The sequence below is a fragment of the Pseudomonas sp. MYb118 genome (genome assembly GCF_040947875.1).
In the GTDB taxonomy this organism is placed as follows: domain Bacteria; phylum Pseudomonadota; class Gammaproteobacteria; order Pseudomonadales; family Pseudomonadaceae; genus Aquipseudomonas.
Map to the genome: position 1 here is coordinate 2,111,464 of NZ_JBFRXN010000002.1, position 23,806 is coordinate 2,135,269.

Sequence of the window (23,806 nt, forward strand, 5' to 3'; positions counted from 1 at the left end):
ACGTTAGCATCCGTCCCCGAATTGGTGCGCCCGGGCAATTTGTGTCCGTATCGACGGTTTTTCCCGCTGGGAACCGGCGATTGCGCGCCTCATAACGCAATGGGTTTGGGGACATGATGATGAAGAAGTATCTCTCGATGCTGCTGGTCGGCGTCACGGCATTGGTTGCAGTCAGCGCGGCACAGGCCGGCGCCATTGATGACGCGGTCAAGCGCGGCACCTTGAAAGTCGGCATGGACCCGACCTACATGCCGTTCGAAATGACCAACAAGCGTGGCGAGATCATCGGCTTCGAAGTCGACATCCTCAAGGCCATGACCAAGGCCATGGGCGTCAAGCTGGAGCTGGTGTCCACCGGTTACGACGGCATCATCCCGGCCCTGCTGACCGACAAGTTCGACATGATCGGCAGCGGCATGACCCTGACCCAGGAACGCAACCTGCGCCTGAACTTCAGCGAACCCTTCATCGTGGTGGGCCAGACCCTGCTGATCCGCAAGGAACTGGAAGGCACCATCAAGTCCTACAAGGACCTGAACACCGCTGACTATCGCATCACCTCCAAGCTCGGCACCACCGGCGAGATGGTCGCCAAGAAACTGATATCCAAGGCCAAGTACCACGGCTATGACAACGAGCAGGAAGCGGTACTCGACGTAGTCAACGGCAAGGCCGACGCCTTCATCTACGACGCCCCGTACAACGTCGTGGCGCTGACCAAGGTCGGCAACGGCAAACTGGTGTTCCTCGACAAGCCGTTCACCTACGAGCCACTGGCCTTCGGCCTGAAGAAGGGTGACTACGACAGCATCAACTTCATCAACAACTTCCTGCACCAGATCCACGAAGACGGCACCTACGATCGTATCCATGACAAGTGGTTCAAGAACACCGATTGGCTCAAGGACATGGAATAAGGCTCTGGTCTGATTGACCGAGTCGCCTGCATCGCGAGCAAGCTCGCTCCTACAGTTCACCGCGCTCCCCTGTAGGAGCGGGCTTGCCCGCGATGAGGCCCTCCCTGGCAACACAAAACCCGGAACTGCAATGAAACAGAAAAAAGCCCAATGGCCCTGGCACCTGTTGACCGTGCTGGTGCTGGTCGGCCTCGCCGCGGCGATGTACTACGCCACCTCGCTGATGTCCTACGAGTGGCGCTGGAACCGCGTGCCGCAGTACTTCGCCTACCACGCCGAAGAGTCCCAGCGTGCCGCCGACATCTCCACCGTCAGCGAGCTGGTGCGTAACGGCGACAAGGCCGAAGTGACGCTGCGCAACGATGCCGGTGACGAGCAGCGCGTGATCGTCGACGACAACAGCCTGCAAGTGGCCCGTGGCGATGATGTGGCCGAAGGCGACGTGATTGGCGTGACCCGTCATTGGGCGGCGGGACCGCTGTTGTGGGGGCTGTGGACGACGTTGTGGCTGTCGGTGGTCTCGGGTGTGCTGGGCCTGCTGATCGGCCTGGCGACGGGCCTGTGTCGCCTGTCGAACAACCCGACCCTGCGCGACCTGTCGAGCATTTACATCGAGCTGGTGCGCGGCACGCCGTTGCTGGTGCAGATCTTCATTTTCTATTTCTTCATCGGCACGGTGATGAACCTGTCCCGGGAATTCGCCGGGATCGCCGCGCTGTCGTTGTTCACCGGCGCCTACGTCGCCGAGATCATCCGCTCCGGTGTGCAGTCGATCGCCCGTGGCCAGAACGAGGCCGCACGCTCCTTGGGCCTGAGCTCCGGCCAGTCGATGCGTCACGTGGTGCTGCCGCAGGCGTTCAAGCGCGTGCTGCCACCGCTGGCGGGGCAATTTATCAGCCTGGTCAAAGACACCTCGCTGGTGTCGGTGATCGCCATTACCGAACTGCTCAAGAGCGGCCGCGAAGTCATCACCACGTCGTTCTCGCCGTTCGAAATCCTGTTCTGTGTGGCCGGCCTGTACTTGTTGATCAACCTGCCGCTGTCGAAAATCGCCAGCCGGCTTGAGCGGAGGCTCGCGCAAAGTGATTGAAGTCCGCGATCTGGTAAAAGTCTTCGACACCCGTGGCCTGGTGGTTCGCGCCGTCGATAACGTCTCGACCCGTGTGGCCAAGGGTGAGGTGCTGGTGGTGATCGGCCCGTCCGGTTCCGGCAAGTCGACCTTCCTGCGCTGCCTCAATGGCCTGGAAGAGTTCGATTCGGGCTCGGTGAGCATCGACGGCCTGCAACTGGCCGATCCGAAAACCGACATCAACGCCTATCGCCGCGAAGTCGGCATGGTGTTCCAGCACTTCAACCTGTTCCCGCACATGACCGTGCTGGAGAACCTGTGCCTGGCGCAGAAAGTCGTGCGCAAGCGCGGCAAGAAAGAGCGCGAAGCCAAGGCGCTGGCGTTGCTGGAGAAGGTCGGTATCGCCCAGAAGGCCCACGAGTTTCCCTCGCGCCTGTCCGGCGGCCAGCAGCAGCGCGTGGCGATTGCCCGGGCGCTGGCGATGGAGCCCAAGGTCATGCTGTTCGACGAGCCGACCTCGGCGCTCGACCCGGAAATGGTCGGCGAGGTGCTGGATGTCATGAAAAACCTGGCCCAGGAAGGCATGACCATGGTCTGCGTCACCCACGAAATGGGCTTTGCGCGGGAAGTGGCGGACCGGGTGCTGTTCTTCGATCACGGCAAGTTGCTGGAAGATGCCTCGCCGGTGGAGTTTTTCGAGGCGCCGAAGGATCCGCGGGCTCAGGCCTTCTTGCGCCAGGTGCTTTAGGCCCTATCGCGAGCAGGCTCGCTCCCACAGTGTTTGGGGTGAACACAAATCTTGTGCTCAACCGAAACCCCCTGTGGGAGCGAGCCTGCTCGCGATAGCCTCACCTCGGTCCCAAGCGAACCGAGGCAAGGCAGTCACCTCAAACCTTGAACCTGCCCACCAGCATCTGCAGATGCGTCCCCAACCGCGCCAGCTCGACGCTGGAAGCCGCGGTCTCTTCACTGGCTGCCGAGGTCTGCTCGGACACATCGCGCACGTTCAGCACGCTGCGGTTGATCTCCTCGGCCACCGCGCTTTGCTGTTCGGCCGCTGCGGCGATCTGCTGGTTCATCGACTGGATCGCCGACACGGTGCGGGTGATGCTTTCCAGTGAGCCACCGGCACGACGGGTCAGTTCGACGCTGCTGTCGGTGAGGGTGCGGCTGTTGTCCATGATGGTCGCGACTTGCTGGGTGCCGTTTTGCAGGCCGACGATCAGCTCTTCGATTTCTTCCGTGGATTTCTGCGTGCGCTGGGCGAGGCTGCGGACCTCGTCGGCGACCACGGCAAACCCGCGCCCGGCCTCACCGGCACGGGCGGCTTCGATGGCCGCGTTGAGCGCCAGCAGGTTGGTTTGTTGGGCCACCGACTTGATCACATCGAGGACGCTGCCGATCTTGTCGCTTTCGCGCTTGAGATCGCCCATGGCGTCGGTCGAATTGCCGACCTCCAGCGCCAGCCGTTCGATCTGGGCGATGGCTTCGCCGACGACCTTGTCACCCTCGCGGGCCTGCTGATCGGCGGCAACCGCGGCTTCGGAAGCTTCCTCGGCATTGCGCGCGACTTCCTGCACGGTGGCGGTCATTTCGTTCATCGCGGTCGCCACCTGATCGGTCTCGACCTTCTGGCTGTTGACCCCGGCGCTGGTCTGCTCGGTCACGGCGGACAGCTCTTCGGCGGCGCTGGCGATCTGCGTCACGCCGTCGCTGATACCGCCGATCAACTCGCGCAGGCCGAGGGTCATGCTTTGCATGGCGCGCTGCAACTGGCCGAGTTCGTCCTGGCGCGAGGACTCCAGGTTCTGGCTCAGATCGCCGGCAGCGACGCGCTCGGCGACTTTCAGGGTCTGGCTCAGGGGGATGACGATCTGCCGCGTAATGGCCCACGCCGCGAACAGCCCGAACACCAGTGCCAGGGCAGAGGCGAGCAACAACAGGTTCTTGGCATGCGTGGCATCGGTATCGCGCACGATGGTCTGCGAGGCAGTGAGCTTCTGGCTGAGGTCGACGAGAATCTCGCCCTGCACTGTCATACGCGCCAGAGCGGCCGCGGTGGCCACCTGCGAGTCGCGGAACTGGCTGACCGCGGCGCGATAGGCTTTGAACGACTCACTGGCCTGTTGCAGGTTCGCCGAGTACTGCGTCGGCAGTTTCGAAGGGAGGCTGTCGATATAGGTCAGCGCGTTGGCAATGGCATCCAGCGCCGGTTGCTCGGCGTCGGCCTTGCCGCTGTAGGTGTAGCCGCGTACCTGATAGCGCGACTGTTGCAGCAACTTGCCCGCCTCGACAACGAGGTTGAAGTCGGCAACGCTGTCGCCTTGCAGCAGGGCCTTCTCGATTTCCGCGACACGGGCCACGGCGTTGTCGGCGGAAGCGCCGAGCTTGCTGCGCGCGTCTTCGCGGTTGGCACCGGCCTGAGCCATGGCGGCGAAGGCTTGCTTGTATTCGCTGACGGCGGCCAGCTGCTGGTCGACCATGGCCGCGTCGGCGGGCTGTTCGATCAGGGTGCGCGCGGTCTTCAGACCGGTTTCCAGTTGGCCGAGCAGATCGTTGACGGTGCCCGGGCCTTGTTCGCCACGGCGCATTTCATAGTCCAGGCGGGCCACGCGCAGGTCTTTGGTCAAGTCATTGAGGCTGGCGATGAAGCCGAGTTTATCGCCTCGGCTCATCACGTCATTCAGGCCGGTCCAGCCGGTGAAGGTGATCAGCAACGTCAGCAACAACACCAGGCCGAAGCCGGCACTCAGTTTTCGATTGACGCTAACGTTTCCCAGTTTTTCGGCCAGCCATCGGTACATGCTGCAACTCCCCGGACCACTCATTGGTTTTATGGGAGTTGTATCGGCCGCTGGATACAATTCTGTAGGGGATGTGTTTTTTCAGAAAAGCCGCGAAAGCAGGGCCGTGACGGCCGTTTCGACCCGCAGAATACGCTCGCCGAGCTGTACCGGTTGCAGCCCGGACTTGCCCAGCAGGTCGATTTCATAGGGAATCCAGCCGCCTTCCGGGCCGATGGCCAGTGTCACCGGTTCGTCGAGACCACGCGGGCAGGGCGGGTAGTGACCGGGATGCCCCACCAGGCCGAGGGTGCCCTGGCTGATGGCCGGCAGGCGGTCTTCGACGAACGGCTTGAAGCGCTTCTCGATGGTCACCTCGGGCAAGACGCTGTCCCGGGCCTGTTCCAGGCCAAGGATCAACTGCTCGCGGATGGCCTCGGGTTCCAGGAACGGGGTTTGCCAGAAGCTCTTCTCGACGCGGTAGCTGTTGACCAGCACCACACGTGGCACACCCATGGCCGCGACGGTCTGGAACACCCTGCGCAGCATCTTGGGGCGTGGCAGGGCCAATACCAGGGTCAGCGGCAGCTTGGCCGGTGGCGGTTGGTCGAGTACCACCTGCAATTCGGTTTCGTTGGCGTCCAGGCGCAGCACCGTGGCGGCGCCCATCAGACCGCCAACGCGGCCGACGCGCAGGCTGTCGCCCACTTCACAGCGGTGGACTTCCTGCATGTGGGTCAGCCGGCGATCGCGCAGGATCACCCGATCGGCCGAGATGAAGTCGGCCTCTTCGAGCAGCAGCAGGTTCACGCCTGGGTCGCTGGCGGCTGGTCGTTGTGATCGTCGACCGGCTGGTCGTCGGCATGGTCGCCGCGCTTGCTGATCAGCCCGCCGAACAGCACGCCGATCTCGAACAGCAGCCACATCGGTACAGCCAGCAGCGTCTGCGAGAAGATGTCCGGCGGAGTCAGGATCATGCCGACCACGAAACAGCCGATGATCACGTACGGACGGATTTTCTTCAGGTATTTGACGTCGACCACGCCGATCCACACCAGCAGCACCACGGCCACCGGGATTTCGAACGCCACGCCGAAGGCGAAGAACAGCGTCATGACGAAATCGAGGTAGCTGGTGATGTCGGTCATCATTTCCACGCCGGCCGGGGTGGCGGCGGCGAAGAACTTGAAGATCAGCGGGAACACCAGGAAGTAGGCGAAGGCCATGCCGGCATAGAACAGCAGGATGCTCGACACCAGCAGCGGCACGGCGATGCGTTTTTCATGCTTGTACAGGCCCGGCGCGATGAAGCCCCAGATCTGGTGCAGGATCACCGGGATCGCCAGGAACAGCGAGACCATCATGGTCAGCTTCAGCGGCGTCAGGAACGGCGACGAGACGTCGGTGGCGATCATCGTCGCGCCCGTCGGCAGGTACTCGCGCAGCGGCGTGGAGACGAAGGTGTAGATCTGCTGGGTGAAGGCGAACAACCCGGCAAAGATGATGAAGATCGCCGCTACACAGCGCAGCAGGCGGGTACGCAGCTCGGTGAGGTGCGAAACCAGCGGCATGTGCTGGTCGTTTTCAGGAAGATCGCTCATGAGGCTCGCGGCGGCTGTGTAGGGTCTTGAGGGGCTGGCGCCACCGGCGTAGCCGCGGTTGGCGCAGGTTCCACCGGTGTGGCGGCAACCACCGGCGCAGGTTCGACCGGCGCGGTTTCAGCGGCGGTCGTGGCGACGGTTGGCGTCGTTTCGGGCGATACCGGTGTCGGCTCCTGCTGGGGAGGCGTGAAAATCTTCCGCGCCTCCTGCTCCAACGACATGATGTGCTCGTTGTGTAACTGCCGGCGAATCTCGTCGGCACCGATTTCCCGCTCAACTTCCTGTTTGATCGCATTGAAGCTGCGCTTCAGGCGGCCGACCCACAGGCCGGCGGTGCGCGCGGCACCCGGCAGGCGCTCGGGGCCCAGCACCAGCAGGGCCACGAGGCCGACGAGCAGCAGTTCAGAGAAGCTGATACCAAACATTAGTCAGTGCTCACACGTCTTTGCGGATCGGCTCTTCGACCTTTTGCGCCTGCACGTCGATGGTGTGCGGCTGGTTCACGGCCTGGGTGGCCTGTGGCTGAACCGGTGGCACCGGCTGCGCGGGTGTGGCGGTCGGATCGGCCGGCTTCTCGTCGTCGTTCATTGCCTTGCGGAAGCCCTTGATCGACTCGCCCACGTCAGTGCCGAGGTTTTTCAGCTTCTTGGTGCCGAACACCAGCACCACGACAACGAGGATAACGATCCAGTGTTTCCAGTCAAAAATGCCCATCTTGATGCTCCTCTCAAAAGGTTGTTCAGGCGGACGGGCGCGAGGCTTTCTCGGCGTGTCCGGACAGACCGAAGCGACGGTCCAGTTCATCGAGTACGGCCTGCGGATGCTGGCCCAGTTGGGCAAGCATGACCAGGCTGTGGAACCACAGGTCGGCGGTTTCGTAGATCACGTCGCTGCAGTCGCCGCTGACAGCGGCATCCTTGGCAGCAATGATGGTCTCGACCGATTCTTCGCCGACTTTTTCCAGAATCTTGTTCAAGCCCTTGTGGTACAGGCTGGCGACATACGAAGTGTCGGCGGCAGCACCTTTGCGTTCTTCCAGCACCTGGGCCAGGCGGGTCAGCGTGTCACTCATGTTTGTGCCCTGCGCTATAGATGGCGTGCGGGTCCTTGAGGACCGGGTCGACGGTTTTCCAGTCGCCGTTCTCGAAGACGCGATAGAAGCAGCTCTGGCGGCCGGTATGGCAGGCGATATCGCCGATCTGCTCGACCATCAGGATGATCACGTCGGCGTCGCAGTCCAGGCGCATCTCGTGCAGGGTCTGCACATGGCCGGACTCTTCGCCCTTGCGCCACAGCTTGCCCCGCGAGCGCGACCAGTAGATGGCGCGGTTCTCGGCGGCGGTCAGCTCCAGTGCTTCACGGTTCATCCAGGCCATCATCAGGACGCGCCCGGTCTTGTGATCCTGGGCAATGGCCGGTACCAGGCCATCGGCGTCCCACTTGATCTCGTCCAGCCAGTTACTCATCTTCGACTCCGGTGCAGGCCACACTTCAGGAAAAGAAGCCTACGTGAATTTCAGCGTTGAAACAGTGTGCCAGTGCGCAACCCAACTGGCTATCGGCGAACGACCAGATACAAGCCGACGGCCATCATGATGCCTGCAGGCCAGTAAGCCAAATCGTTCAACGGCCCGCCCATGGCCAGGATGGCGCCGCCCGCCAGGTGGGCTGTGCCGAGCAGGCGCAGGAACCAGTCGTCGCGGCGCCGATGCCAGGGTGGTGGCGGGTCGTAGGCGTGGGGCTGGGACATGCGTTCGAGCAGGTCGCGGGCCATGTTGGCCAGGTGCGGTAGCTGTTCGAACTGGCTCTGCACGTTGCCGAGCAGCGCCTTGGGGCTGACGCGCTCGCGCATCCAGCGTTCGAGGAACGGTTGCGCGGTGTTCCACAGATCCAGGTCCGGATACAGCTGACGGCCCAGGCCCTCGATGTTCAACAGAGTTTTCTGCAACAGGACAAGCTGTGGCTGCACCTCCATGTTGAAGCGTCGGGCGGTCTGGAACAGACGCATCAGCACCTGGCCGAAGGAAATATCTTTTAACGGTTTTTCGAAGATCGGCTCGCACACGGTCCGAATCGCCGCTTCGAATTCGTTGAGTTTGGTTTCCGCCGGCACCCAGCCCGAGTCGATGTGCAACTGCGCCACGCGCCGGTAGTCGCGCTTGAAGAAGGCGAACAGGTTGCGCGCCAGGTAGTCCTGGTCTTCGGGGGTCAGGCTGCCGACGATGCCGCAGTCGATCGCGATGTACTGCGGGCTCCACGGGTTGACGGTGCTGACGAAGATGTTGCCCGGGTGCATGTCGGCGTGGAAGAAACTGTCGCGGAACACCTGGGTGAAGAAGATTTCCACGCCGCGCTCGGCGAGCATCTTCATGTCGGTGCGTTGATCGGCAAGGGTCGCAAGGTCGGTGACCTGAATCCCGTAGATGCGCTCCATCACCAGCACTTTCGGCCGGCACCAGTCCCAGTAGACCTGCGGCACGTACAGCATCGGCGAGCCTTCGAAGTTGCGCTTCAACTGGCTGGCGTTGGCCGCCTCGCGCAGCAGGTCGAGTTCGTCGTAGATGGTTTTTTCGTAGTCGCTGACCACGTCCACCGGGTGCAGCAGGCGCGCATCGGCCGAGAGCTTTTCCGCCGCACGGGCGAGGATGAACAGCCACGCCAGGTCCTGGGCGATCACCGGCTTGAGGCCCGGGCGAATCACCTTGACTACCACTTCTTCGCCGGTCTTCAACTGCGCGGCGTGCACCTGCGCCACCGAGGCCGAGGCCAAGGGTTCGACGTCGAAGCGGCTGAACACTTCACTGATTTTCTTGCCCAGCTGGTCTTCGATCAGCTTGACCGACACCTGGGAATCGAACGGCGGCACGCGGTCCTGCAGCTTCATCAGCTCGTCGGCGATGTCTTCGGGCAAGAGGTCGCGGCGAGTGGACAGGATCTGCCCGAACTTGATGAAAATCGGCCCGAGGTCCTGCAAGGCCAGGCGCAGGCGTGCGCCACGGCTGAGGTCCAGCGGTTTGCGTGGCAGCCAGCGCCACGGCAGGACGTAACGCAGCGCCAGCAGGAACCACGGCAACGGCAGGTCGAACAACAGGTCATCGAGGCGATAACGAATCACAACGCGCTGGATGCGCAACAGACGGCGGACGGCAAGCAGCTTCATGCGTTATCGCTTGGGTCTAGGGATCGGGAAAGGCGCTCGAAACGCGCCTCGAGACGTTCCAGATCGAGCTTGATCTGGTCCAGTTCACTGAAACGGGCTTCGGCTTCGCGTTGACCGACGAGGGTACGCGATTCTTCAGCCAGGTACTCGCCCAGATTCTGGCCCAGGCTGGTGAAGCCTTGCTGGTACCAGCGGGCACGACTGCGCAGATGACCACCGACCAGTTGCGTGGCGACCGGGCCCAGCCAGCGCGAGAGTTCATACTCCCAGTCCAGCTCCAGGTCCTGGAGGATCGCCGCCAGCTCCAGCAGCACGCTGCTGTCGCCGTCGAGTTCGACTTCGGGGCCGTGCAGGACCGCCGTCTTGTCCTTGCTCAGCGCCAGCTTCAACAGGCTGGCGGCCGGTGCGCGCAAGGTGCAGTCGGCACCGCCTTCCCATTGCGAGGCGAGCATCAGGCCCTCGTCGCTGGGCAGGATGTGCAGATGCAGCGCCGGGCTGCGGCACTCGACGGCAATCACCTTGCCCGTCAAATGCGCCAGCCGTGGCAGCGCCGTGCTGTCGAGACGCAGCACCCGGTTCAGGCCGAGTTCAACGCTGGCGAGCAGTCCGGCGAGCAACATCAGGGCTTGATGCCACGGTGCAGGGCGACGATGCCTGCGGTCATGTTGTGGTAGGTCACGCGGTCGAAACCGGCCTCGACCATCATCGACTTCAGGGTTTCCTGGTTCGGGTGCATGCGGATCGACTCGGCCAGGTAGCGGTAGCTTTCCGAGTCGTTGGTGACCAGCTTGCCCACCAGCGGCATGAACGCGAACGAGTAGGCGTCGTAGGCCTTGGACATCAGCGCATTGGTCGGCTTGGAGAATTCCAGCACCAGCAGGCGACCGCCGGGCTTGAGTACACGAAGCATCGAGCGCAGGGCGTCTTCCTTGTGCGTCACGTTGCGCAGGCCGAAGGCGATGGTCACGCAGTCGAAATGGTTGTCCGGGAACGGCAGTTTTTCCGCGTCGGCCTGGACGAATTCGACGTTGCCGGCCACACCCAGGTCCAGCAGGCGGTCACGACCGACCTTGAGCATGGACTCGTTGATGTCGGCCAGCACCACCTGGCCGGTCGGGCCTACCAAGTGAGAGAATTTTTTGGTCAGGTCACCGGTGCCACCGGCGATGTCGAGTACGCGGTTACCGCTGCGCACGCCTGACAGTTCGATTGCGAAACGCTTCCACAGGCGGTGCATGCCGCCCGACAGCAGGTCGTTCATCAGGTCGTACTTGGCGGCTACCGAGTGGAACACCTCGGCGACTTTTTCCGCCTTTTGGCTTTCCGGAACGTTTTTGAAACCGAAATGGGTGGTGGGTTCGGCATCGCTGCCTTTGCGCTGATCGGTCATATCGCTGTCACCAGAAGAGAATGCGGGCATTCTAATCCCGGTGGCCGGCTTTGTCTTGGCAAGGCTGCAGGTAAGATAGGCGATCACTGGGACCTTTTGCCGCAGCGGCGGTCAAAATAATCCAGCAACGTACCCATAAATCAGGAGTCATTCGATGGCCCGTATTAGTGTTGAGCGTGCCCATGGCCTGGGTAAGGAAGCCGCCCGCGAGAAGGCTGACAAGTTGGCGCAGAAGCTGTCCGATCAATATGGCCTGGAGCCGCAGTGGTCCGGCGACACCCTCAATCTCAAGCGCTCCGGCGTGAAGGGCGCGGTCCATGTGGCCGACGATTCGATCCGCGTCGAAGTGGAGCTGGGCCTGATGATGTCGGCCATGAGCGGCATGATCAAGGCGGAAATCGAGAAGGCGCTGGATAAGGCGTTGGTCTGATCCGCTCGTGAATTGAAATGAATCCAATGTGGGAGCGGGCTTGCTCGCGAAAGCGGTGTGTCAGTCGAAATATCTGTTAATGACACACCGCCTTCGCGAGCAAGCCCGCTCCCACAGGATCACCATCATTCCCTACATCCCCGTCCATTGTTTTATGTCAGTTGTTAGGGTGCCGTTTCTAATTATTCTCCTTACGTTGTGCATGAGCCCGACACTTTCCCGGGCAGTTCCTCAAACCTTCTGCGCGTGAGGTGCACCATGGCCAAAGTAATTTTGAAGAAAAAAATCGACGCTTCGACAACCGCCCTGAGCGACGTCAAATCCTATGCCCGCAAGATCTGGCTGGCAGGCCTGGGCGCCTACACCAAGGTCGGTCAGGAGGGCAGCGAATACTTCCAGGAGTTGATCAAGGCCGGTCAAGCTGTTGAAAGCAAAGGTAAAAAGTTAGTTGCTGAAAAACTTGAAGCGGCTAATACCGAGATTGATGAAGCCAAGAGTGAAGTCAGCACTTTCAAAGGCAAGGTCGAAGTTCAACTCGATAAAGTCGAGAAGGCTTTCGACTCGCGTGTCGCAAGTGCCTTGAATCGTATCGGCATTCCGTCTAAACATGACGTTGAGGCACTCTCTGTCAAGCTCGATGAGCTGACGGCTTTGCTCGAACGCGTCGCGCGTAAATCTTAAGGAGAACGGGATGGCTGGTAAAAAGAACACCGATAAAGAAGGCAGCTCGTGGATCGGGAAAGTCGAAGACTACTCCCGCAAGATCTGGCTGGCTGGTTTAGGCGTGTACTCGAAGATCGACACTGACGGCAGCAAACTCTTCGATGCATTGGTCAAAGACGGCGAGAAAGCCGAGAAGCTCACCAAGAGCGCTGTCGGCAAAGGTGTCGATGCCGCCAAGGACTCCGCGTCCTCGGCAAAATCTCGCATTTCCGGTGTGAAAGACCGTGCGCTGGGCAAGTGGGATGAGCTCGAAGGTGCTTTCGACAAGCGCCTCAACAGCGCCATTTCGCGCCTGGGCGTGCCTAGCCGCAATGAGGTGAAGGCGCTGCACAGCAAGGTCGACACCCTGACCAAGCAGATCGAAAAACTCACCGGCGCCAAGGTGGCCCCTGTTGCGGCGAAAACCGCAGCGGCCAAGCCTGCGGCTAAACCGGCTGCCAAGCCACTGGTGAAAGCGGCTGCCAAACCTGCTGCCAAGCCTGCTGCGAAAACTGCCGCCGCCAAGCCAGCAGCAAAAACCGCTGCGGCCAAACCGGCAGCAGCCAAGCCAGCTGCCAAACCGGTAGCCGCCAAGGCCGCCGCCAAACCTGCGGCAAAACCTGCCGCCAAGCCGGCCGCTAAACCGGCTGCCAAGACTGCAGCGGCCAAACCTGCTGCCGCCAAGCCCGCCGCGAAACCTGCCGCAGCCAAACCTGCTGCCAAGCCAGCGGCTGCGAAGCCGGCGGCCAAGCCAGCGGCAAAACCAGCTGCGGCGAAAAAACCAGCAGTGAAAAAACCGGCGGCGCCGAAAGCCGCTGCGCCAAAACCAGCAGTGGCTGCCGCCAAACCGGCAACTCCGGCGCCAGTGGCCAGCACCACCAACTCCGCTGCCGCCCCAACGCCTGCTGTCACCCCGACTGCCGCGTCAGCTCCATCGACGCCAACCAGTCAGTCCTGATCCCAGGGCTCATGAAAACGCCCGGCCTGCCAAGGTCGGGCGTTTTTGTTTGTGCAGGGGTCTCGCGTACCTTGAATCCCCCCCTGTGGGAGCGAGCCTGCTCGCGATGGTGTATCAGTCGACACCGATGCGTCTGATACACCATCGCGAGCAGGCTCGCTCCCACAGGGTTTTTCTCGTTATTCATGCTCCTCCAGATACTGCAACGCCATCTGCTCGGTCGCGGCCTTGACCGGCGGCAGCAGGTGCGGGGCCACCAGCATCATGATCTGGTAGACCACCAGCCTGACTTCTCCCTCACGATCAATGATGCGCTGGTAGTCCAGCGAGAACAGCAGCGTCATGGTGATCTGCTCCACCAACTGCCCCAATGCCTGGGTGTCGCTGACCAGTTGCCCCTGCGCCTTCAACCGCGCCAGCAGCGACGCCAGGGTACGCTTGAGGGCGTTGAGCAGGTTGCGGATGCCCTTGGCCAGTTTCGGCAGGCGCCCGGCCAGGTTCGACAGGTCCTGAAACAAAAACCGGTAGTGCGACAGGCGCTCGACGATCAGGTGCAGGAACAGCCAGTAGTCTTCCGGTGCCAGCTCGACATCGGCGGGCGGGTCGAGCAACGGTGCGAGTTCGGCCTGGAAGCGCTCGAACAGCCCCAGGATCAGCGGTTCCTTGCCGTGGAAGTGGTAGTAGAGGTTGCCGGGGCTGATGCCCATTTCGTTGGCAACTTCCATGGTGGAGACGTTCGGTTCGCCCTTCTGGTTGAACAGTTGCAGGGCACATTCGAGGATCCGGTCGCGGGTTTTCATCCAGTCTTCTTAATGTCAGGTCGTGCCACGGCCAATCCCGGCCGTGGAGTGTTGAACATCAGCGCACACGCACGTAGGTGCCGGGTGCCGCCTCCATCGGTGGATAGTTCGGGTTGCCGAGGGCCATGTGGGTTTCCTTTTGTGTACCGGAACGTTCCTGGATCCAGGTCAGCCATTGTGGCCACCAGCTGCCGTCGACCTGCTTGGCGTCGTAATACCAGGCACGCGGGTCGCTGCTCAGCTTGCTGCTTTCGATGTAGTTGGCCTTGGGGTTCGACGGCGGGTTGAGGATGCTTTGCACGTGGCCGCTGTTGGCCAGCACGAAGCGGCGCTCGCCGCCCAGCAATAACGTCGAGCGATACACCGCGTCCCAGGGTGTGATGTGGTCGTTGATGCCGGCCACGCTGAAGCTGTCGACGGTGACCTTCTGCAGGTCGATCGGTGTGCCGCACACTTCAAGGCCACCCGGATGGCCCAGCGGGTTGTGCTTGAAGAAGTCCAGCAAGTCGCCGTGCAGGGCTGCCGGCAAGCGCGTGGTGTCGTTGTTCCAGTAGAGGATGTCGAACGCCGGTGGCTCCTTGCCCAGCAGGTAGTTGTTGACGAAGTAGCTCCAGATCAAGTCGTTGGGGCGCATCCAGGCGAACACCTTGGCCATGTCGCGGCCGTCCAGCACGCCCTTCTGATAGGAACGCCGCTTCGACGCTTCCAGGGTCTGCTCGTCGGCGAACAGGGTGGCGGGGCTGTCCATCTGGCTGTCGAGCAGGCTCACCAGGTAAGTGGCGCTCGCGACCCGGCGCATCTGCCGCTTGGCTTGCAGGTGACCTTGCAGCGCGGCGATGGTCAGTCCGCCAGCGCAGGCGCCCATCAGGTTCACCTCGCGGGCGCCGGTGATCGCCCGGCACACGTTCATCGCTTCTTCCACGGCCTCGACATAGCTCGACAGGCCCCATTCGCGATGACGCACATCCGGGTTGCGCCAACTGATCATGAAGGTCTGCAAGCCGTTTTTCAGGGCGTACTGGACGAAGCTGTTGGCCGGGCTCAGGTCGAAAATGTAGTACTTGTTGATCTGCGGCGGCACCACCAGCAGTGGCCTGGAATACTGCTTCTCGCTCATCGGCTTGTACTGGATCAGCTCCAGCAACTCGTTGCGAAACACCACGGCGCCCGCGGTGGTGGCCACGGTTTTACCGACCTCGAAAGCCTGTTTGGTCACCTGCCTGGGCAGGGCGTCGTTGTGCAGCAGATCATCGACCAGATGGCTGATGCCACGCACCAGGCTGTTGCCGCCGGAGTTGAAGATTTCCTTGACCGCCAGCGGGTTGAGCAAGGTGTTGGAGGGCGACGCGGCATCGCTGAGCAGCGAGAACACGAAGTGGGCGCGGACGCGATCGTCCGGGGTCATCTCGCTTTCGTCGATCCAGCTGGTGACCTGTTTCTGCCAGCTCAGGTACGCCTGCAGGCTGCGTCGATAAAACGGATTGAGGCTCCAGGCCGGGTCGCTGAAGCGACTGTCCCGCGGATTGGTCGGGTGCAGGGTTTCGCCCAGCAGTACCCGGCCCAGTTGCCCGCCCAGCTTCAGGGCATGCTTGGCACTGTGCAACGGATTGCGCAAGCCGTGGGCGGCCACACTGCGCAGGGTTGAAACCAGATCCCGGCCACGCAGGCCGGTGATGGCACTCTGTGCGTTGATGAACGCGGCGGGAGTCGGCAAAACCTCCCTTGCTGGCTTGTCGCGCATGACTCAACACTCCTTCGTCTTCAGCCCAAAACAAACACCGAACCAGAACACCATAGACGCTGTAACGGGTTGTTGCGCGGTGTGGCCTCCTGCCAACCGATCCGGGGATGACTAACTGCCCAGTGGCGCCGGATGGGGGTGCATCACGGCGCGTTGCCGTTCTTCCTGGAGGAATTTCATGATGATCGGCGCCACGGCTTCGGCGCGGGTAATCAGGAACAGATGGCCGTCGTCGATGATGTGCAACTGGGTATTGGGAATGCGCCAGGCCAGCATGCGCATGTTGATCAGCGGGATCAGCGGGTCGTCGTCGCCGGCCAGCACCAGGGTCGGCTGATGGATCTTGTGCAGCCAGTGGATGCTGGTCCAGCCGAGGCCGGCGAACAGTTGCCAGTAGTAACCGAGCTTGCCCGCCGAACGCACTTTTGCCGCATGGCTGGCGGCGAGCGTCGGGTCGCGACGGAACGAGCCGCCGTAGATCATCGGCGCAATCCGGATCACGTGGGACGGCTGGATGTAGCGCCGTGGACTGGCCATCATCCACAACACTTTCGGTTTGCCCGGCACCATCACCGCACCGGCCGCCGTGGCGGCCAGCACCAGTTTCTTGCAGCGTTCCGGGTAGTCGTGGGCGAACTGCTGGGCGAGGGCGCCACCCCAAGACACTCCAATCACGTTGACCTGGCCGTAGTCGAGGTAGTCGAGCATCCGCGCCGTCAGCTTGGCCAGTCCCGGAAAACGGTACGGCTTGTTCGGCGTCGATGAGCCGCCGACGCCCGGGACGTCGAAGGCGATCACTTCGAGGTCCGGGTCCAGCGCCGCGACGAACGGAAACACCAGCTCGAGGTTGGCACCGATGCCGTTGAAAATCAGCAAGGGCGTCATGTGAGACTTGCCGGGGCGCACTGCCGTCCGGAGGGTCTGGCCATCCAGGTCGACGGTACGAAAAATGTACGGTTGCGGCATGCTCAGGCCCTGTGTACGACCGCATCCCCTGTAGGAGCGAGCTTGCTCGCGATGGCGCCGTGTCAGCCGACACATTCATCGAAGCTGGCGCCGTCATCACGGGCAAGCCCGTTCCCACAGGGGAGTGGGGTGTCCCTATCGTTCGTGTACGTAAGTCCCCGGCGCAGCTTCGCCCGCCGGATACGCCTTGTTGCCCAGCTTCGCCGGGGCCTTTTTCATTTCACCCGAGCGCGCGGCCTGCCAGGCCTGCCAGTGCAGCCACCAGGAGTCCGTGTGCTTGGTCGAGTTTTCCTGCCACTCTTCGGCCGAGGTCGTGGTTTCGCTGTTGGTCATGTAGCGCGACTTCGGGTTGCCCGGCGGGTTGAGGATGCTCTGGATGTGCCCGCTGCTGGACAGCACGAACTCGACGTTGCCGCCAAACAGCTGCGCCGACTTGTAGCAGCACTTCCACGGCGTGATGTGATCGGTGGTGCCAGCCAGGGAAAAGATGTCGGCCTTGACCTGCTTGAGGTCGATTGGCGTGCCGCACACTTCCAGGGCATTGGGGCGGATCAACGGGTTGCTCTTGAACATTTCGATCAGGTCGCCGTGGAACGCCGCCGGCAGGCGCGTGGTGTCGTTGTTCCAGAACAGGATGTCGAACACCGGCGGTTCGTTGCCCAGCAGGTAGTTGTTGACCCAGTAGTTCCAGATCAGGTCGTTGGGGCGCATCCAGGCGAAGACTTTCGCCATGTCTTTGCCTTCCAGCACGCCGGCCTGGTAGGAGTGGCGCTTGGCGGCTTCCAGGGTCTGTTCGTTGACGAACAGGGCGACGTCGGTGTCCAGGGTGGTGTCGAGCACGCTCACCAGTAGGGTCAGGGCGTTGACCTTGTTCTCGCCGATCGCGGCGTAGTGGCCCAGCAGTGCGGTGCAGGTGATGCCGCCGGAGCAGGCGCCGAGCATGTTCACGTCCTTGCTGCCGGTGATGGCCGTAACCACATCGACCGCTTCCTTGAGCGCCTCGATGTAGGTCGACAGTCCCCACTCGCGCTGCTCCTTGGTCGGGTTGCGCCAGCTGACGATGAAGGTCTGCACATTGCTGCGCAGGCAGAAGCGCGCCAGGCTTTTTTCCGGGCTCAGATCGAAGACGTAGAATTTGTTGATCTGCGGCGGCACCACCAGCAATGGGCGCTCGTGCACCTGCTCGGTGATGGGCTTGTACTGGATCAGCTCCAGCACGTCATTGCGGAACACCACCGCGCCCTCGGTCACGCCCAGGGTCTTGCCGACCTCGAAGGCGCCCATGTTGACCTGGCTGGGCATGCCGTTGTTGTGCACCAAGTCTTTGGCGAGGTTGGAAAGACCGTCGAGCAGGCTCTTGCCGCCGGTTTCGAAGAAGCGCTTGACCGCCGCCGGGTTGGCTGCGCTGTTGGTCGGTGCCATGGCTTCGGTCATGAGATTGATCACGAAGTGGCCGCGGCTGGCATCGTTGGGCGACAGGCTGCTGTCGTCGATCCAGTCGTGGAGCTCCTTGCGCCACGCCAGGTAAGTTTGCAGATAACGTTTGTAGAGCGGGTTCTGGCTCCAGGCCGGGTCGACGAAGCGACGGTCATCGCCTGCCGGTTGCAGCTCGGACTTGCCGAGCAGGACGTTCTTGAGTTCAAGGCCGAAATGCGCGACATGCTTGGCGCTGTGGATCGGTTGCTTGATCGCTTGCCTGAGTACCATTCGAGCAGAAGCCAGTAGATCCTTTCCACGCAGCCCAACGACAGGATTCAACCCCAAGGTGTTTTCCGAGGCCTGAAACTTCAAGTCATCGTTATTCTGTTTACTCATCTACGACGCTCCATTGTCCTGAGACGAGTACCCGGTCCTGCTGTGTAGTCACACAGCGAATGCCTGGTACTACTGCTCGGGTTGACCGTTGATTCTGCGCTTGCACATCAGAGCGCACTGCAGGGAACTTGCCAGCTCCATTGGTTACCCGAGTTTAATTTTTTTCGCAAGCAGGCCAATGCGTGGCCTGGCGGCCAAACATTCAAACAAATGAAATTAGAAAATGCCCTCTAATGAACGAGAGCTGCGGGCTAGAGCATCAGCTTGACGATGGACTCGTTCGGGTCGCGACTTTTACCGGCCGCTTTCAACTCGGCCAGATAATCGTTCCACAAATCTTCCTGACGAACGCCCAACTGGTACAGGTAGTCCCAGGTGAACAGGCCGCTGTCGTGGCCGTCGTCGAAGGTCAGTTTCAGTGCGTACTGGCCGGCCGGTTCGACCTTGGTCAGACCTACGCCGATCTTGCCAAATTGCAGGATGGGCTTGCCGTGGCCCTGGACCTCGGCGGAAGGAGAGTGCACGCGCAGGAATTCGGCGGGCAGGTGATGTTCCTCGCCCGAGGCGTATTTGAGCGACAGGGTTTTCGAGGCTTTGTGCAGCTTGATGTCGGTGGGGAGCATGGGCAGGTATCCGTCGGTGTGCAGTGCCCCCTGTAGGAGCGAGCTTGCTCGCGAAGCGGTGTGTCAGTTGATATCAACGTGACTGACACTCCGCCATCGCGGGCAAGCCCGCTCCCACAGTAAGCGTGGCCTACAGGATATAACGGGACAGGTCTTCGTTCTGCGCCAATTCGCCCAAGTGGCTGTTGACGTAGTCGGCGTCGATCTGGATCACCTTGCCGTCATGGGCGCTAGCCAGGTCGCCGGCGCTGAACGACACTTCCTCGAGCAGGCGTTCGAGCAGCGTGTGTAGGCGACGCGCACCGATGTTCTCGGTTTTCTCGTTGACCTGCCAGGCGATCTCGGCGATGCGCTTGATGCCGTCCGGCTGGAACTCGACGCCCAGGCCTTCGGTTTTCAGCAGCGCGCAATATTGCTCGGTGAGCGAGGCATGCGGCTCGCTGAGGATGCGTTCGAAGTCTTCCGGCGTCAGCGCCTTGAGTTCTACACGGATCGGCAGGCGGCCTTGCAGCTCGGGCACCAGATCGCTCGGCTTGCTCAGGTGGAACGCACCGGAGGCAATGAACAGGATGTGGTCGGTCTTGACCATGCCCAGCTTGGTGTTGACCGTGCAGCCTTCGATCAGAGGCAGCAAGTCGCGCTGTACGCCTTCGCGGGACACGTCGACGCCGCCTGCGTTACCGCGCTTGGCGACCTTGTCGATTTCGTCGATGAACACGATGCCGTGCTGCTCGACCGCTTCCAGGGCCTTGGCCTTGAGCTCTTCGTCGTTGACCAGACGGCTCGCTTCTTCGTCGCGGACCATCTTCAGCGCTTCCTTGACCTTGAGCTTGCGGCTCTTGCGCTTGCCCTTGCCCATGTTGGCGAACAGGCTCTGCAACTGGTTGGTCATTTCTTCCATGCCCGGTGGCGCGGAGATATCGACGCCGGAGTTTTCGGCGACTTCGATTTCGATCTCCTTGTCATCCAGCTGGCCTTCGCGCAGGCGCTTGCGGAACAGCTGGCGGGTGTTGGAATCGGCCGACGGCGCGGCTTCCTCGTTGAAGCTGCGGGCCGGCGGCAGCAGGGCGTCGAGGATGCGCTCTTCGGCGGCGTCTTCGGCGCGATGGCGAACCTTGGTCATTTCCTGTTCGCGCAGCAGCTTGATCGCGGCGTCGGCGAGGTCACGGATGATCGACTCGACATCACGGCCGACATAACCGACTTCGGTGAACTTGGTCGCTTCGACCTTGATGAACGGCGCGTTGGCCAGCTTGGCCAGACGACGGGCGATCTCGGTTTTACCGACACCGGTCGGGCCGATCATCAGGATGTTCTTGGGCGTTACTTCAACGCGCAGCTCTTCAGGCAGCTGCATCCGACGCCAGCGGTTGCGCAGGGCAATGGCGACGGCGCGCTTGGCATCGTCCTGGCCGATGATATGGCGATTGAGTTCGTGGACGATTTCGCGGGGAGTCATTGACATGGTAATTGACGGTCCTCAAGCAGGAACAAGCCGTGGCACACGGGCCGCAACAGGCTTACTCAGCGAGATCCTGCTCCTCAATGGTCTGGGTGTGGTTGGTGAATACACAGATGTCGCCGGCGATACCAAGGGCGGTCTCGACGATTTCACGGGCCGACAGGTCGGTCTTTTTCAGCAGGGCGCTGGCGGCAGCCTGTGCATAAGCACCGCCGGACCCCATGGCGATCAGGCCGTCTTCGGGTTCGACCACGTCGCCGTTGCCGGTGATGATCAGGGAAGCATCCTTGTTGGCGACCGCGAGCATCGCTTCGAGGCGGCTCAGGGAGCGGTCGGTGCGCCATTCCTTGGCCAGTTCGACGGCGGCGCGAATCAGGTGACCCTGATGTTTCTCGAGCTGGCCTTCGAAACGTTCGAAGAGGGTAAAGGCGTCAGCGGTGGCGCCGGCAAACCCGGCAATGACCTGGCCGTGGTACAGGCGGCGAACTTTTTTCGCGTTGCCTTTCATCACGGTATTGCCGAGAGAAACCTGGCCGTCGCCGCCCATGACGACTTTGCCGTGGCGGCGAACTGAAACGATGGTGGTCAAGGGAGAGTCTCCACGCAGCGGGGCGAAAATGCCTTCTGCCAACTCATATGGGGGTGGTGCGGGGGATTTCAACTGCGGGGTGGGGGAGGGGACGAGTGGTGTGCGCGGGAAAGTTGTGTTGTCTGGGCTGGCGCCATCGCGAGCAGGCTCGCTCCCACAGTGATTGATGCTTTACGCCATACCCTGTGGGAGCGAGCCTGCTCGCGATGAACGATAACGCGGTCGAGCAGGAAGAATCAGCGGCTCTGGCGTTGTTGTAACAACAGGTTGCTAAACCCGGCTCCCGCCAATTGCTTCTGCGCCGTGGTCAGCTGTTCGCGGTTGCTGAACGGCCCGACCAGTACCCGATACCAGGTCTCGTCCTTGACCGTACCGGACTCCACCGCCACGGCCTGGCCGAGCAGGATGATCTGCGCGCGCACCTTGTCGGCGTCGGTTTCCTTGCGGAACGAGCCCGCTTGCAGGAAGTACTTGGTCACCGGTGCCGCCTTGGCCACCGGCGGGGCTGGCGGTGGCGTGATGCCGGCCAGCGCCGCCTGGGCGCGTGCGGTGTCGATCTTCGCCGCTTCCGCTGGCGTCACCGGGGTGGTCGGCACGGCTGGCGTCGGCGGGGTTTTCTCCGGCACGGCATCCGGCGGCACGATGACTTCCGATTCCGGCAGCAGGGTGTAGAAGTCGTACTTGGGCTTGACCGGTTGCGTCGGGCTCGGCGGGGTCTTGTTGGCTTCGGCGATCTTGGTGGCTTTCTGCTGCTCGATCTTCTCGCGCTTGACGCTGTCGCTGCCCTTGCCTGGCTCCAGCTTCATCAGGAACACGATGAACGCGCCGACCGTCAGGCCGATGGCCATCCACAGCCAACCCGGGATCGGTTGCTTCGCTGGAGCTTGGTAACGGCTGGCGCCACGCTTGGGTGCAGGTTTTTTCTTGGCAGCCAACTTACATACGCTCCAGAGTTTCCAGACCCAAGAGTTCCAGGCCTTGCTTGAGAGTGCGACCGGTCAGTGCGGCCAGGCGCAGGCGGCTTTGCATCTGTGCCGGAGTGTCGGCAGCGAGAATCGGGCAGTTCTCGTAGAAGCTGGAGAACAGACCGGCAACGTCGTACAGGTAAGCGCACAGGGTGTGTGGCGTGCCCTTCTCGGCGACGTTGTTGAGGATTTCGCCAAACTGCGCCAGGCGGGCGGCCAATTCCAGTTCCTGGTCGGCTTCGAGGACGATCTGGCCTTCGACTTCGCTGAAGGTCTTGCCGAGCTTGCGGAAGACACCGGCCACACGGGTGTAGGCGTACAGCAGGTACGGCGCGGTATTGCCTTCGAAGTTGAGCATCAGGTCGAAGTTGAAGCTGTAGTCGCTGGTGCGGTGTTTCGACAGGTCGGCGTATTTCACCGCGTCGATGCCCACCACCTTGGCGATGCTGCGCAGGTCGGCCTCGGCCAGTTCCGGGTTCTTGTCCTTGACCAGGGTGTAGGCGCGCTCCTGGGCTTCGGTCAGCAGGTCGATCAGCTTCACGGTGCCGCCGTCACGGGTCTTGAACGGACGGCCGTCGGAACCGTTCATGGTGCCGAAGCCCATGTGTTCCATTTCCATCGGGTGAGTCACGAAGCCGGCCTTGCGCGCCACGGCGAACACTTGCTGGAAGTGCAGGGCCTGGCGCTGGTCGACGAAGTACAGGGCGCGATCGGCCTTGAGCTTGCCGCTGCGATAACGCACGGCCGCCAGGTCGGTGGTGGCATAGAGGTAGCCGCCGTCGGCCTTGACGATGATCACCGGCAGCGGGTCGCCGTCGGCATTCTTGAATTCATCGAGGAACACGCACTGCGCGCCGTTGCTTTCGACCAGCATGCCGGCGGCCTTGAGGTCGTTGACCACGTTGATCAGGTCATCGTTGTAGGCGCTTTCGCCCATCACGTCGGCCATGGTCAGCTTGACGTTGAGCAGTTCGTAGATCTTCTGGCAGTGGGACAGCGAGATGTCCTTGAACCGGGTCCACAGCGCCAGGCACTCGGCGTCGCCGGCCTGCAGCTTGACCACCAGGCCACGGGCGCGGTCGGCGAATTCGGCCGACTCGTCGAAACGCTGCTTGGCGGCGCGGTAGAAGTTCTCCAGGTCCGACAGCTCGTTGCTGGTGATCGGGTTTTCCTGCAGATAGGCCATCAGCATGCCGAACTGCGTGCCCCAGTCGCCGACGTGGTTCTGGCGGATTACCTCGTCGCCGAGGAATTCCAGCACGCGAGCCACGCCGTCACCAATGATGGTCGAGCGCAAGTGGCCGACGTGCATTTCCTTCGCCAGGTTCGGCGCCGACAGGTCAACCACGGTGCGCTGGGCAGGGCCGGCCTTGCGCACGCCAATGCGTTCGTCGGCCAGGGCGGCGTCCAGGCGGGCAGCCAGGGCCTGGGTGTTCTGGAAGAAGTTGAGGAAGCCTGGGCCGGCGATTTCGGCCTTGGCCACGTTTTCGTCGGCGGGCAGCGCGGCGATGATTTTCTCGGCCAGGTCGCGCGGCTTCATGCCGGCCGGCTTGGCCAGCATCATGGCGATGTTGCTGGCGAAATCGCCGTTTTTCTTGTCGCGCGAGTTTTCCACCTGGATCGCCGGCGACAGGCCTTCAGGCAACACACCTTCGTTGACGAGTTGGGTGATGGCTTGTTGGATCAGCTGGCGAATGGTGTCTTTCATGGTCTTCTCTTTCGACCGCAGGCGCGGCGGCGCATCGTGCGCTGGTGGAAAAACTGGGCATTATCCGTTGCCGAGGCGGGCTTGCCAACCTTAGCAGGTGGGTTGTGGATGTGTGGTGACTATTCGA

Annotated in this window: 25 protein-coding genes; 6 read left to right on the plus strand and 19 right to left on the minus strand. The window is 62.0% G+C overall.

Going from position 1 to position 23,806, the window contains the following annotated elements; genetic code table 11:
- The first annotated feature begins 119 nt into the window (after positions 1 to 119).
- The 3 genes from ABVN20_RS15625 (at position 120) to ABVN20_RS15635 (ending at position 2,734) form a co-directional block, all read left to right on the plus strand.
- On the plus strand, positions 120 to 917 hold the full coding sequence (locus ABVN20_RS15625; RefSeq protein WP_368556609.1) for a transporter substrate-binding domain-containing protein: 798 nt from the start codon (positions 120 to 122) through the stop codon (positions 915 to 917).
- A 130-nt stretch (positions 918 to 1,047) separates the two neighbouring features.
- Positions 1,048 to 2,007 (plus strand): amino acid ABC transporter permease, encoded by a 960-nt coding sequence (locus tag ABVN20_RS15630; RefSeq protein WP_368556610.1) that lies wholly within the window; start codon positions 1,048 to 1,050, stop codon positions 2,005 to 2,007.
- Positions 2,000 to 2,734 carry an amino acid ABC transporter ATP-binding protein gene (locus tag ABVN20_RS15635; RefSeq protein WP_368556611.1) on the plus strand — a complete coding sequence of 245 codons (735 nt, stop codon included), beginning with the start codon at positions 2,000 to 2,002 and terminating at the stop codon, positions 2,732 to 2,734. Before ABVN20_RS15630 ends, ABVN20_RS15635 begins: the two co-directional genes overlap by 8 nt.
- A 139-nt stretch (positions 2,735 to 2,873) precedes the next feature.
- Here the strand turns inward: ABVN20_RS15635 and ABVN20_RS15640 are convergent, their stop codons facing one another.
- The 10 genes from ABVN20_RS15640 to ubiE all read right to left on the minus strand — a co-directional run bounded on the left by ABVN20_RS15640 (position 2,874) and on the right by ubiE (position 10,920).
- Positions 2,874 to 4,790, minus strand: a complete 1,917-nt coding sequence (locus ABVN20_RS15640) for a methyl-accepting chemotaxis protein (protein WP_368556612.1) — start codon at positions 4,788 to 4,790, stop codon at positions 2,874 to 2,876.
- Positions 4,791 to 4,871: 81 nt separating this feature from the next.
- Positions 4,872 to 5,579, minus strand: coding sequence for a 16S rRNA (uracil(1498)-N(3))-methyltransferase (locus ABVN20_RS15645; RefSeq protein WP_368556613.1), 708 nt, complete (start codon positions 5,577 to 5,579; stop codon positions 4,872 to 4,874).
- Positions 5,576 to 6,370 carry a twin-arginine translocase subunit TatC gene (tatC, locus tag ABVN20_RS15650; RefSeq protein ID WP_368556614.1) on the minus strand — a complete coding sequence of 265 codons (795 nt, stop codon included), beginning with the start codon at positions 6,368 to 6,370 and terminating at the stop codon, positions 5,576 to 5,578. The genes ABVN20_RS15645 and tatC overlap by 4 nt, the downstream gene beginning before the upstream one ends.
- Positions 6,367 to 6,795 (minus strand): Sec-independent protein translocase protein TatB, encoded by a 429-nt coding sequence (gene tatB, locus ABVN20_RS15655; RefSeq protein ID WP_368556615.1) that lies wholly within the window; start codon positions 6,793 to 6,795, stop codon positions 6,367 to 6,369. The genes tatC and tatB overlap by 4 nt, the downstream gene beginning before the upstream one ends.
- Positions 6,796 to 6,805: 10 nt before the next feature.
- Complete coding sequence (locus ABVN20_RS15660) at positions 6,806 to 7,084, minus strand: twin-arginine translocase TatA/TatE family subunit (RefSeq protein ID WP_368556616.1); 279 nt, start codon at positions 7,082 to 7,084, stop codon at positions 6,806 to 6,808.
- 25 nt (positions 7,085 to 7,109) lie between these two features.
- Entirely contained in the window at positions 7,110 to 7,442 is a 333-nt protein-coding gene (locus ABVN20_RS15665) for a phosphoribosyl-ATP diphosphatase (RefSeq protein WP_085585469.1), read from the minus strand.
- Entirely contained in the window at positions 7,435 to 7,836 is a 402-nt protein-coding gene (gene hisI, locus ABVN20_RS15670; RefSeq protein WP_192307580.1) for a phosphoribosyl-AMP cyclohydrolase, read from the minus strand. The genes ABVN20_RS15665 and hisI overlap by 8 nt, the downstream gene beginning before the upstream one ends.
- An 89-nt stretch (positions 7,837 to 7,925) precedes the next feature.
- Positions 7,926 to 9,530, minus strand: a complete 1,605-nt coding sequence (ubiB, locus tag ABVN20_RS15675; protein WP_368556617.1) for a ubiquinone biosynthesis regulatory protein kinase UbiB — start codon at positions 9,528 to 9,530, stop codon at positions 7,926 to 7,928.
- Positions 9,527 to 10,150, minus strand: coding sequence for an SCP2 domain-containing protein (locus ABVN20_RS15680; protein ID WP_368556618.1), 624 nt, complete (start codon positions 10,148 to 10,150; stop codon positions 9,527 to 9,529). The genes ubiB and ABVN20_RS15680 overlap by 4 nt, the downstream gene beginning before the upstream one ends.
- The gene (gene ubiE / locus ABVN20_RS15685) at positions 10,150 to 10,920 is read right to left on the minus strand and encodes a bifunctional demethylmenaquinone methyltransferase/2-methoxy-6-polyprenyl-1,4-benzoquinol methylase UbiE (RefSeq protein ID WP_368556619.1); all 771 of its coding nucleotides are present in this window, start codon (positions 10,918 to 10,920) and stop codon (positions 10,150 to 10,152) included. The genes ABVN20_RS15680 and ubiE overlap by 1 nt, the downstream gene beginning before the upstream one ends.
- Positions 10,921 to 11,074: 154 nt before the next feature.
- Between ubiE and ABVN20_RS15690 the strand changes: the two genes are divergently transcribed.
- The 3 genes from ABVN20_RS15690 (at position 11,075) to ABVN20_RS15700 (ending at position 13,010) form a co-directional block, all read left to right on the plus strand.
- Positions 11,075 to 11,350, plus strand: a complete 276-nt coding sequence (locus ABVN20_RS15690; RefSeq protein ID WP_150771891.1) for a polyhydroxyalkanoic acid system family protein — start codon at positions 11,075 to 11,077, stop codon at positions 11,348 to 11,350.
- Between the two features lie 258 nt (positions 11,351 to 11,608).
- Entirely contained in the window at positions 11,609 to 12,031 is a 423-nt protein-coding gene (locus ABVN20_RS15695) for a phasin family protein (RefSeq protein ID WP_368556620.1), read from the plus strand.
- A gap of 10 nt (positions 12,032 to 12,041) precedes the next feature.
- Positions 12,042 to 13,010, plus strand: a complete 969-nt coding sequence (locus tag ABVN20_RS15700) for a phasin family protein (protein ID WP_368556621.1) — start codon at positions 12,042 to 12,044, stop codon at positions 13,008 to 13,010.
- A gap of 179 nt (positions 13,011 to 13,189) precedes the next feature.
- Here ABVN20_RS15700 and ABVN20_RS15705 read toward each other — a convergent pair whose 3' ends face one another.
- From ABVN20_RS15705 to argS, 9 genes are all read right to left on the minus strand, one after another.
- Entirely contained in the window at positions 13,190 to 13,810 is a 621-nt protein-coding gene (locus tag ABVN20_RS15705) for a TetR/AcrR family transcriptional regulator (RefSeq protein ID WP_368556622.1), read from the minus strand.
- A 58-nt stretch (positions 13,811 to 13,868) separates the two neighbouring features.
- On the minus strand, positions 13,869 to 15,551 hold the full coding sequence (gene phaC / locus ABVN20_RS15710) for a class II poly(R)-hydroxyalkanoic acid synthase (RefSeq protein ID WP_368556623.1): 1,683 nt from the start codon (positions 15,549 to 15,551) through the stop codon (positions 13,869 to 13,871).
- Between the two features lie 111 nt (positions 15,552 to 15,662).
- Positions 15,663 to 16,517: a poly(3-hydroxyalkanoate) depolymerase gene (phaZ, locus tag ABVN20_RS15715; RefSeq protein WP_368556624.1), complete on the minus strand. Its 855-nt coding sequence runs from the start codon at positions 16,515 to 16,517 to the stop codon at positions 15,663 to 15,665.
- 135 nt (positions 16,518 to 16,652) lie between these two features.
- A complete protein-coding gene (phaC, locus tag ABVN20_RS15720) occupies positions 16,653 to 18,332 on the minus strand; it encodes a class II poly(R)-hydroxyalkanoic acid synthase (protein ID WP_368556625.1) in 1,680 nt (559 codons plus the stop codon).
- A gap of 251 nt (positions 18,333 to 18,583) precedes the next feature.
- On the minus strand, positions 18,584 to 18,955 hold the full coding sequence (locus ABVN20_RS15725; RefSeq protein ID WP_368556626.1) for a gamma-butyrobetaine hydroxylase-like domain-containing protein: 372 nt from the start codon (positions 18,953 to 18,955) through the stop codon (positions 18,584 to 18,586).
- 130 nt (positions 18,956 to 19,085) lie between these two features.
- Positions 19,086 to 20,420 carry an ATP-dependent protease ATPase subunit HslU gene (gene hslU, locus ABVN20_RS15730; protein ID WP_368556627.1) on the minus strand — a complete coding sequence of 445 codons (1,335 nt, stop codon included), beginning with the start codon at positions 20,418 to 20,420 and terminating at the stop codon, positions 19,086 to 19,088.
- A 55-nt stretch (positions 20,421 to 20,475) separates the two neighbouring features.
- The gene (gene hslV, locus ABVN20_RS15735; RefSeq protein WP_007968352.1) at positions 20,476 to 21,006 is read right to left on the minus strand and encodes an ATP-dependent protease subunit HslV; all 531 of its coding nucleotides are present in this window, start codon (positions 21,004 to 21,006) and stop codon (positions 20,476 to 20,478) included.
- A 236-nt stretch (positions 21,007 to 21,242) separates the two neighbouring features.
- Positions 21,243 to 21,941 (minus strand): SPOR domain-containing protein, encoded by a 699-nt coding sequence (locus tag ABVN20_RS15740; RefSeq protein WP_368556628.1) that lies wholly within the window; start codon positions 21,939 to 21,941, stop codon positions 21,243 to 21,245.
- Between the two features lies 1 nt (position 21,942).
- Positions 21,943 to 23,679 carry an arginine--tRNA ligase gene (gene argS, locus ABVN20_RS15745; RefSeq protein WP_368556629.1) on the minus strand — a complete coding sequence of 579 codons (1,737 nt, stop codon included), beginning with the start codon at positions 23,677 to 23,679 and terminating at the stop codon, positions 21,943 to 21,945.
- Positions 23,680 to 23,806 lie beyond the last annotated feature (127 nt).

Coding starts and splice junctions, on each gene's coding strand:
- ABVN20_RS15625 (WP_368556609.1), top strand. CDS start 120: ATGAAGAAGTATCTCTCGATGCTGCTGGTCGGCGTCACGGCATTGGTT.
- ABVN20_RS15630 (WP_368556610.1), top strand. CDS start 1,048: ATGAAACAGAAAAAAGCCCAATGGCCCTGGCACCTGTTGACCGTGCTG.
- ABVN20_RS15640 (WP_368556612.1), bottom strand. CDS start 4,790: ATGTACCGATGGCTGGCCGAAAAACTGGGAAACGTTAGCGTCAATCGA.
- tatC (WP_368556614.1), bottom strand. CDS start 6,370: ATGAGCGATCTTCCTGAAAACGACCAGCACATGCCGCTGGTTTCGCAC.
- tatB (WP_368556615.1), bottom strand. CDS start 6,795: ATGTTTGGTATCAGCTTCTCTGAACTGCTGCTCGTCGGCCTCGTGGCC.
- ABVN20_RS15660 (WP_368556616.1), bottom strand. CDS start 7,084: ATGGGCATTTTTGACTGGAAACACTGGATCGTTATCCTCGTTGTCGTG.
- ABVN20_RS15665 (WP_085585469.1), bottom strand. CDS start 7,442: ATGAGTGACACGCTGACCCGCCTGGCCCAGGTGCTGGAAGAACGCAAA.
- hisI (WP_192307580.1), bottom strand. CDS start 7,836: ATGAGTAACTGGCTGGACGAGATCAAGTGGGACGCCGATGGCCTGGTA.
- ubiB (WP_368556617.1), bottom strand. CDS start 9,530: ATGAAGCTGCTTGCCGTCCGCCGTCTGTTGCGCATCCAGCGCGTTGTG.
- ABVN20_RS15680 (WP_368556618.1), bottom strand. CDS start 10,150: ATGTTGCTCGCCGGACTGCTCGCCAGCGTTGAACTCGGCCTGAACCGG.
- ubiE (WP_368556619.1), bottom strand. CDS start 10,920: ATGACCGATCAGCGCAAAGGCAGCGATGCCGAACCCACCACCCATTTC.
- ABVN20_RS15690 (WP_150771891.1), top strand. CDS start 11,075: ATGGCCCGTATTAGTGTTGAGCGTGCCCATGGCCTGGGTAAGGAAGCC.
- ABVN20_RS15695 (WP_368556620.1), top strand. CDS start 11,609: ATGGCCAAAGTAATTTTGAAGAAAAAAATCGACGCTTCGACAACCGCC.
- ABVN20_RS15700 (WP_368556621.1), top strand. CDS start 12,042: ATGGCTGGTAAAAAGAACACCGATAAAGAAGGCAGCTCGTGGATCGGG.
- ABVN20_RS15705 (WP_368556622.1), bottom strand. CDS start 13,810: ATGAAAACCCGCGACCGGATCCTCGAATGTGCCCTGCAACTGTTCAAC.
- phaC (WP_368556623.1), bottom strand. CDS start 15,551: ATGCGCGACAAGCCAGCAAGGGAGGTTTTGCCGACTCCCGCCGCGTTC.
- phaZ (WP_368556624.1), bottom strand. CDS start 16,517: ATGCCGCAACCGTACATTTTTCGTACCGTCGACCTGGATGGCCAGACC.
- phaC (WP_368556625.1), bottom strand. CDS start 18,332: ATGAGTAAACAGAATAACGATGACTTGAAGTTTCAGGCCTCGGAAAAC.
- ABVN20_RS15725 (WP_368556626.1), bottom strand. CDS start 18,955: ATGCTCCCCACCGACATCAAGCTGCACAAAGCCTCGAAAACCCTGTCG.
- hslU (WP_368556627.1), bottom strand. CDS start 20,420: ATGTCAATGACTCCCCGCGAAATCGTCCACGAACTCAATCGCCATATC.
- argS (WP_368556629.1), bottom strand. CDS start 23,679: ATGAAAGACACCATTCGCCAGCTGATCCAACAAGCCATCACCCAACTC.